Origin of the sequence: Thermobacillus sp. (assembly GCF_003390775.1) — a bacterium.
GTDB classification, from domain to species: domain Bacteria; phylum Bacillota; class Bacilli; order Paenibacillales; family Paenibacillaceae; genus Thermobacillus; species Thermobacillus xylanilyticus.
Genome location: NZ_QEWA01000062.1, coordinates 26425 through 35122, shown reverse-complemented (window position 1 = coordinate 35122; position 8698 = coordinate 26425). Strand labels below are relative to the sequence as shown.

At 61.8% G+C, this 8698-nt stretch carries 7 protein-coding genes; all 7 read right to left on the bottom strand.

From position 1 onward, the window contains the following. On the bottom strand, positions 1 to 292 hold a 292-nt coding region (locus C6W55_RS17430), incomplete at its 3' end, for a transposase (RefSeq protein WP_286894079.1). Positions 293 to 816: 524 nt separating this feature from the next. Next, positions 817 to 1902, bottom strand: a complete 1086-nt coding sequence (locus tag C6W55_RS17425) for a glycoside hydrolase family 88/105 protein (RefSeq protein WP_286894078.1) — start codon at positions 1900 to 1902, stop codon at positions 817 to 819. A gap of 16 nt (positions 1903 to 1918) precedes the next feature. Next, the gene (locus C6W55_RS17420) at positions 1919 to 2758 is read right to left on the bottom strand and encodes a carbohydrate ABC transporter permease (RefSeq protein WP_041853826.1); all 840 of its coding nucleotides are present in this window, start codon (positions 2756 to 2758) and stop codon (positions 1919 to 1921) included. Further along, positions 2758 to 3660 (bottom strand): carbohydrate ABC transporter permease, encoded by a 903-nt coding sequence (locus C6W55_RS17415; protein WP_015254180.1) that lies wholly within the window; start codon positions 3658 to 3660, stop codon positions 2758 to 2760. The genes C6W55_RS17420 and C6W55_RS17415 overlap by 1 nt, the downstream gene beginning before the upstream one ends. Before the next feature lie 96 nt (positions 3661 to 3756). Beyond that, entirely contained in the window at positions 3757 to 5145 is a 1389-nt protein-coding gene (locus C6W55_RS17410) for an ABC transporter substrate-binding protein (RefSeq protein ID WP_015254179.1), read from the bottom strand. A 189-nt stretch (positions 5146 to 5334) separates the two neighbouring features. Next, positions 5335 to 6903, bottom strand: coding sequence for a response regulator transcription factor (locus C6W55_RS17405; protein WP_286894075.1), 1569 nt, complete (start codon positions 6901 to 6903; stop codon positions 5335 to 5337). Then, complete coding sequence (locus C6W55_RS17400; protein WP_286894074.1) at positions 6896 to 8641, bottom strand: sensor histidine kinase; 1746 nt, start codon at positions 8639 to 8641, stop codon at positions 6896 to 6898. The genes C6W55_RS17405 and C6W55_RS17400 overlap by 8 nt, the downstream gene beginning before the upstream one ends. Positions 8642 to 8698 lie beyond the last annotated feature (57 nt).

The window sequence follows — 8698 nt, the reverse complement described above, 5'->3', positions numbered from 1 at the left end:
CGGCAAGCGCGGCGGCGCTTATCGGCCGGGAAGAGATGAGCGCGATGGCGGTGAACCATTTTCGCAGGGGGACGCGGCTTCTCTCCATGACGGTGCCGGAAATGAGCGAGCATTGACGGCGGCAAGATGCGCAGGCGAACAGCGGGAGCCGACGTCCGGATATGCGATAATGTGCCGCGCTGCCGCAGCCCGGGCACCGGAAACCGCCGGGCCAGCGCGCTTGCATCAGGAGATCGGCGCATTTCTGTTCCGAATATTGAAGGAAACGAAGAGCTGTCTCGTTCGAAAACATGTCCGCTCCCCCTCCGTTTTTCCGGGTTGTCTTTATTTTATCGAACAAATGTTCTTATTTCAACAAAAAATTGGTTGATGCATCCATGAAATTTTATTGACGTGATTCCCCTGTTTGAGAAGTTCGCCAGAGCGGTTGAGGGGAGGGTTTGGCGGTACCGAAAGGCGGTCAAGGCTGCTGATTGAAAGGGATATGGGGCACCAGGGGGCAGTTGCAGCCCATTCCGCTGAGCGAGCGGGATTTGGTTAAAATGCGGCTGGATGATGGATTAGAGACAAGTTGAACAAAGGGGATATGGTCAAAATGCGGCAGAAAGGGACGGTAAAAGCGATTTGAGCGAAGGGGATATGGACGAAAAGGCAGCGAAAGGTATAGGAAAATACGTTCTAAAATGGCGGTTGACCGAAACCGTGCCGACATGCGCGAAGGGAATATGAACTGACCAACGGCAGCCGTATGGAAAACCGCCCCCACCAACAACGGACCGGTGCGCTTGTAATCAGCGCACCGGCCGGCATGCCATGTCAGTCAACCCGATCCATCGCCATGCACGCCCAGACGAACGTGCCGACGCCGTGCAGGTCGTTCCGGCTTACCGGGCGCGCGATGTAGTGGGCGTAGTCGCCGACGCCGGTGCCGATGCAGATGTCCGGCAGGACGAGCCGCCCCTCCGCATCCCATTCGACCCGTGCCGTGATTCCGGCGAATCCTCGCCGGGCGGCCTCGAGCAGCGCCGGGTCCGCCGCGCCGGCGCGGACGGCCTCCGCGATCGAATACACGTACAGGCTGCTGCACGACAGTTCGAGCCAGTTGTCCGGCCGATCGCCCTTGTCGACGACTTGATGCCACAGGCCGCTCCCGGCATCCTGGTAACGCACCAACGCTTCCGCCAGCGCGCCGAGCTTCGCCGCGAGATCCTCCCGCGCCGGATGGCCCTCCGGCAGCTCCGCGCGGATCTCCGCCAGCGCGACGCCGTACCAGCCGAGCGCCCGGCCCCACACTTCCGGCGCCATCCCGGTCGCAGGATCGGCCCACGGCGCGCGCCGGCTCTCGTCCCAGGCATGGACGAGCAGCCCGTCCGGACGCAACGTGCCCCGGCGCATCAGCCGCTCCTGATGGAGCGCCATGTCCACGAGCTCCGGCTCCCCGTACCTTGCGGCATACCGCGCCGCGAACACGCCGCCCATGTACAGTCCGTCCAGCCACATCTGGTACGGATAATGGTCTTTATGCCAGAAGCCGCCTTCGCGCGTCCGGTTGAACGTATCGAACAATGCGCGCAGCTTGCGCGCCGCCTCGCGATAACGCGAATCTCCGGTCGCATCCTCGAGCGTGAAGAGGAGGAGGCCGGCTTGAATGGCGTCCAGTTCCCCTTTGGCGACCACCACGTTGCCCAGTTCGTCAACCAGATGGTCAACGTACCGCTTCGTATAATCAAAATACCGCACATCTCCCGTCCGCTCCCACACCTGCACGGCGCCCGTCAGAAAGACGCCCTGGTGGTAATGCCATTTGCCGGCGGGGGGCAGCTCCTCCGGCGTGTACGCGGCCATGACGGCATCGCACGCCGCCTTCGCCCAGTCGATCGGTGCACCCGGTGTCATGCTCATGCGCAACCTCCCCCTTTCAGCCCTTCAGCCCGCTCGTATGAATGCCTTCCACGATGTACCGCTGGAACGCGAAAAACGCGGCGCACACCGGGATGAGACTCAGCGTCGACATCGCGAACAGCGCCCCCCAGTCCGTCACGTTGTCGGGGTCGGAGAACATTTTGATCGCAAGCGACACCGTATAGAGCGACACCTTGTTCAGGTAGAGCAGCGGCGCGAGAAAATCGTCCCAACGCCAATAGAACGAGAAGATGACGCATGTCATCATCGCCGGCAGGATGAGCGGCAGAATGATGCGCACGAACGTCGTGAACTTGTTGCAGCCGTCGATCTCCGCCGCCTCGTCCAGATCGTACGGAATCGAACGGATGAACTGCATCATCAGGAAGACGAAGAACGGCGTGCCGAAGAACGTCGGAATGATCAGCGGCAGATACGTGTTGATCCACCCGAACTGGTTGAACAAAATGTACTGCGGCACCATGACGATCTCGTACGGGAGCAGCATCGTCAGCATCATGCAGACGAACCACAGGTTGCGCCCGCGGAAACGGATGCGGGAGAAGCCGAACGCGATGACCGCCGACGACAGGACGCTGCCGATCGTCGAGATGCCGACGACCAGGAACGTGTTCTTGAAGAACGTCGTGAACGTGACGCCGGCGACGCCTTTCCATCCGTTGATGTAGTTGTCGAAGTTCCACTGGTTCGGAATGAGGGAAGCGGCGTCCACGAACACGGACGAGCTTTCCTTGAAGGAACTCGCGACCATCCAGGCGACCGGGTACAGCATGGAGACGGTCAGCGCGAGCAGGATGGCGTGCGATATGACGGGAATGCGCCGAAGTCTCATCATCAGCGGTCCCCCTTCGATTCATAGTGCACCCAATACTCCGAACTTTTGAAAATAAGCGCCGTCAGCAGACCCACGATGACAAGCAGCACCCACGCCATGCCGGACGCGTAACCCATATCGAAGAACGTGAACGCGTTCTGGAACAGGTAGAGCACGTACATGAGCGTTGCGCCGAGCGGCCGGCCGTCGCCGAAGATGACATATGCCGGCGTGAACGCCAGAAAGCCGTTGATGAGCTGGATGACGACATTGAACAGAATGACCGGCGTGAGCAGCGGCAGCGTGATGCGGAAGAACATCGTGACGCTCCCCGCCCCGTCCACGCTCGCCGCCTCGTAGTAGTCGTTCGGGATGTTTTTGAGTCCGGCGAGAAAAATGAGCATCGACGAACCGAACTGCCAGCCGTACAGCAGAATGAGCGTCCAGATCGCATATTTCGGATCGCCGAGCCAGGAGACCCCGGACAGTCCAAGCCACTTCAGGATCGTGTTGATCGCGCCTTCGAGGCCGAAGAGCTGGCGCCACATGACGGCGACGGCGACGCTGCCGCCAATGATCGAAGGCAGGTACAGCACCGTCCGGTAGAACCCGGCGCCCCGGACGATCTTCGCGACCAGCATGGCAATCGCGAGCGCGACGATGAGCCGGAGCGGCACGGCCGTGAACGTATAGAAGAACGTGACGCGCAGCGAGTGCCAGAACTTCTCGTCCTTCGTGAACATCCGCTCGTAATGCTCCAGCCCGATCCACTCCGGCGGCCGGAGCATGTTATAGTCGGTGAACGACAGGTACAGCGTCATCGCGACCGGGATGACGGTCAGTCCGAAGAACCCGATGAGGAACGGCGAGATGAACGCGTACCCCGTCAAGTTGCGATAACCGCCCGCTTTGCGCGTTGCCAATTTTGCATCCGCCCTTTCCCCGTAATGTCCGCGTTGAAGAAAGCCGGCCCATCGGCGGCGCAGCTTCCCGCGCCGCCTCCGAACCGGCCGCAGATTCTACCGCTTGCGGGCCAGAATGTCCGCCGTCTGTTCGCGGAATTTCGCCGCGCCGTCTTCAGGCGACATTTCGGCGAACAGAATCCGGTCCTCGATATCGGTGCCGAGCAGGTTCAGCACTTCCGCGGAACCCACCGGATAGTTCGTATCGATCGGGCTGCTGTTGGCCGCCGCCAGATCAATGTAATCAAACATGTTTTTCTGCACCTCGTCGAGCTGTTTCGAGATCGCTTCGCGGATCTCCGCGTTGATCGGTACGCCGCGTTCGCCTTTCTGGATTTCCTCGACTTCGAGCGAGTTGACGAAGAAGTTGATGAACTTCGCCGCTTCTTCGGCGTTCTTCGAATCCTTCGCCACCGAGAAGAACATCGCCGGCTTCAGGAACAGCCCCTTCTCCGTGTTCGGGCCGGGCAGCACCGTCAGCTTGAGCGGACGGTTCGCCGCCTTCGCAAGGGCGACCACCTGGTTGGACCAGCGGACGTCAAACGGCGCCTTGCCATGCACGATCAGCTGATCTTCCAGCGCGGAGTGCTGCTGCATGACGTCCAGCGACGGCATGACGCCTTCCTTGATCAACTCTACCTGCATGTTGAAGTAATCGATGAAGATCTGATCGTCGAAGCCGACGCCGGTGCCGTCGTCGCTGAAGAACTTCTGGTCGTTCTGACGGGCGTAATATTCAAGGATATTGTTCGCTTCGAGCGTCGGCGAGCCGTAGATGCCGAGATTTTGGTGCACCGTCCGGGCGATCGCCTTGAAGTCATCCCACGTCCAGCCGAGCGCGGGTTCCTGCGCGCCCGCCTGCTTGATCAGCTCGGGATCGTAGATGACCGTCAGCGCGTTCATGCCGAGCGGAATGCCGAGCAGCTTGCCGTCGACAACGCCGGATTCCATGATGCCCGCATCGAGCTTGCTCGTGTCGATGATGCCGCTCTCGACGAACGGATTCAGGTCGGCGAGCACGTCATTCTTCGCATATTGGGTCAAATATTCACCGAAGTTCATCTGCAGCACGTCCGGCGTGTTATTGCCCGCGACCATGGCGGAAAGCTTCTCCCAATAGCCGTCGAAGCCGGTGAACTCCGGTTCGATCGTGACATGCGGGTTCTGCTGCTGATACAGCTCAATGATCTTGAGCGTGTTGTCGTGCCGCGTCTGGCCGCCCCACCACAGCACTTTGAGCGTGACCGGTTTCGGAGCATCGCCTCCGCCGCTGCCCTCCGATCCGGAACCGGCGTTCGATCCGCCGCCGTTTTCCGACCGGCCGGCGGTGTTCGAATTCGCCGCATTCGTGCCGCCGTTGTCCGATTTGCCGCCGCAGGCGGACAGCACCGCCGCCAGCGCCAGCATGAGCGCGAGCAGCACGGTGAACATTCTTCTCCGCTTCATCGCCGTACGTTCCCCCTGACTTGAAAGTGTTTTCAATTCTCATTAAAAACGATCCGCCGCGGCGGCGATACGAAAGGTTCCGGTCTTCGTTGTTCAATATTCCGGGAAATGAACCTCCGTACTGCGGCAGAGCGGCGAAACCGTTCGGCGTGTGCGCCCAAGCGGGTTCATTTTTCCGACCGGAGCCGTTCAATTTTCCGACGTCTTCCGCTTGAACTCCGTGGGCGTGAGGCTCGTATGCTTCTTGAACACCTGGCTGAAATATTGCGGATTGTTGCCGAAGCCGACCGCCTCGGCGATCGCGCCGATCCGCAGGCTGCTTGGACCGGACTCGGCGATGAGCCGCTTCGCGCGTTCGATGCGCGCGGCGAGCAGGTAGTTGGAGAACCGCTCGCCCGTCTCCTTGCGGAACAGCCGGCCGAGATAGTCCGCGTTCATGAAGAACACTTCGCTCGCGAGCCTGCCGAGCGTCAGCGTCTCGTCGCCGAGCCGCTCCTGGATGCAGGCGATCATGCGGCGGACGAGCTCGCTCCGGTGCTGCAGGTTGGCGTCGTAATAGGAAGAAGCGATCTCGCGCGCGATGTCCAGGACGAACCGCTCCATCTGCCCGAGCGTCTCGGAGGCGAGGAACGACACCGCCCGCTCAAAATAGCCGGACAGCCGGTCCTGCGGCGCCTGGCGGATGAGCACCATGTACAGTTCGGCCAGATACGTCTTCGCGACCTGCACGTCCAGGCGCATGTCCTTCAGCCGCCGGAAACAGTCCGACAGGAGCGATTCGGCCTCGGCCGCGCTGCCGCTCCGCACGGCCCGCGCAAGTTCCTCGGCGTCGGGCAGATCGAGCATGTTCGCCGGCTGCGGCGTGTCCGCGCGCGTAATGATGCTGCCGCCGCCGAGATAGAAGCGGCCGGACAGGCTTTCGAGCGTCTCTTTGTACAGCCGCCGGAGACTGCCGACGTCCGCTTCGTCGCTGACGGCGGCGGTCGTCTCGATGCCGTAGTACGCCTGGTAGACGCGCTGCACGTTGCCGATCACCGGCATCAGCCGCTCGAGCGGCGCGGCATCGCACAGGACGGCGACGCGGTCGCCGATCGCGGCGTCGAGATGAACCGGCGCGCATTCGCCGATCAGTTCAGACGAGATGTTCTGCAGCGCGAAAAGCTGCTCATACTCCGGCGCGGACGCCGCGTCCGGCTCGAACAGGATGAGCCTGACCCGCGCGCCTTCCGCGGGAAGGCCGAAGATCGACCGGCAGCTCTCCCATTCCTTCATGCCGTACGTCTTGTTCGTCAGAAATTCTTTCAGCAGCTGCTGCCTGAGCTGCGGCTTCATCTTCTCGAACTGGGCGCGGATGCCCTGCGTGTACCGCTTGCGCTCTTCGGCGGCGCGCAGCTCCGCCACGACCCGGTCGAGCGTGTCCATGATTTCCTGCTCGCCGCAAGGCTTCAGCAGATAGTGCCGCACGCCGTACTGCATCGCCCGCTGCGCGTATTCGAATTCGTCGTATCCGGACAGGATGACGAACACGATGTCGGGATACGCTTCCCGGACGGCGGCGATCAGCTCCAGGCCGTTCATGTTCGGCATTTTCAAATCGGTGATGACGATGTCGGGCCGGATCTCGCGGATCATCTCCAGCGCTTCGGCGCCGTTCTTCGCCTTGCCGGCGAGCGCCGTGCCGTGGCGCTCCCATTCGACGACGACGGCCAGCCCTTCGAGAATGATCCGCTCGTCGTCCACGAGCAGCACGCTATACATCGTTCTCCTCCTTCCGTCTGACCGGCATCCGGATCGTCACGGCCGTGCCGCCTTCCGGACGCCGCTGCACGATGAGGTCCGCGTTGTCGCCGAACAGAAGCTTCAACCGCTCCTCGATGTTGGCGAGGCCGATGCCGGAACCTTTCGGCTTCATGGTGCCCGCCTTGACCGCGGCGACGACTTCCTCGTCGATGCCCGGGCCGTCGTCGGTCACCCGGATCTCCATGCCGGATGCGGTCTCGCTGATGTCGACTTCGATCGTGCAGACGCTGTCCGTCTCCTCGAGCGCGTGCACGACGGCGTTTTCGACGAGCGGCTGGATCGTCAGCTTCGGGATGAGCGCATGCTGCAAAGCGTCGTCGCAGGTCATCAGAAACTCCAGACGGTCGCCGAACCGGAACTTCTGGATCGTGACGTAGTGCGATGTGATTTCGAGTTCGTCGGACAGCTTGACGAGCGCCTCCCGCTTGCTGATGATGGCGCGGAGCAGACGTCCGAGCGACTCGACGAGCAGCGAGATGCCGCGCTGCTTGTTGATGCGCGCCATCCAGACGACCGTGTCGAGGGTGTTGTACAGGAAATGCGGGTTGATCTGGGCCTGGAGCGCGCGGTATTCCGTCTCGCGGATGAGGAGCTGTTTCTCGTAATTTTCGGAGATCAGCTCGTTGATTTTCTCGATCATGATGCGGAAATGGCGGTGGATTTCGCCCGTTTCGTCGCGGGACAGGTGCCGGTCCTCCGCCGACACCGGCAGCTCGAATCCGCCCTTCGGCACCTGCTTCATCTTCTCGATCAGCCGTTCGAGCGGACGGGTGATGCCGCGCGCCGCACGGCTCGCGATGACGAGGAAAAGCACGCTTATGGCGGCGTAGAACACGATCATGCCGCTGCGGATGGCCGCCGTCTTGCGGGCAATCCGGTCGAAGTCGATCATGTTGACGTGCAGAAACTCGCCGTCCCGCGAACGGTAGTAAGCGGTAAACCGCTTGCGGCCGTCGAATGCAAAAATCTCATAGCCCTTCATCCCGGCAAACCGCTGCTCCGCGTCGTCCAGCACCGCTCCGCCTTCGATGGCGTGCAGCAGCTCGCCGTCCTTGAACACGAAGTAGAGCCGGTTGTCCGACAGATCGAGGAAGCGGTCGACGAGCGTCCGCATGTTGACGTAGATGACGAGCAGGCCCAGGTGGTCGAGCTGCAGGTTCTCCTTGTTCCGGATGAGCCGCACGCTCGTCAGAAGGTCGTCGCCCGGCGCGCCCGGCAGCCACCGGTTCCCGCCGGCCGCCAGCTCGGCGTGCGCCGCAAGCTCCGACGCTTCTTCCTTCTGCCGCGGAATATAGCCGGCGATCAGCTCGACGCCGGTCGCGTCGACGAGCCGGATCGAGGCGATGTAGGGCTGCTCCTGGGCGAGCACGACGAGCCGGTCCAGCAGATCCGCCCGCCGTTGATACAGCTCGTAGCCGGGTTCCTGGGCCTTCACCTTGCGCAGATGTTCCTGGATGGTGCTGTCGGTCATGATGGAGAACGAAAGGTCCTCGATCTTCTTCAGCTCGTTGTCGATGGTCGTCGAGGCGAGATTGAGCACCTCGGCGGCCTCTTCGTACAGCTTCGTCTCATAGGCGGTCGCCGCCGTATGGAAAGCGACGAAGCCGGACGAAGCCGACAAGAGCGTGATCAGAAGAACGAGGACCAGCACTTTGTTCTTGATGAGCAGGTTGTCGTACAGCGAACGAAGCCGCATCGGTCTCCTCCCGGGTGTGCCGGATCCCGGCGTCTGTTGGCTTTATCTGTTCGACAT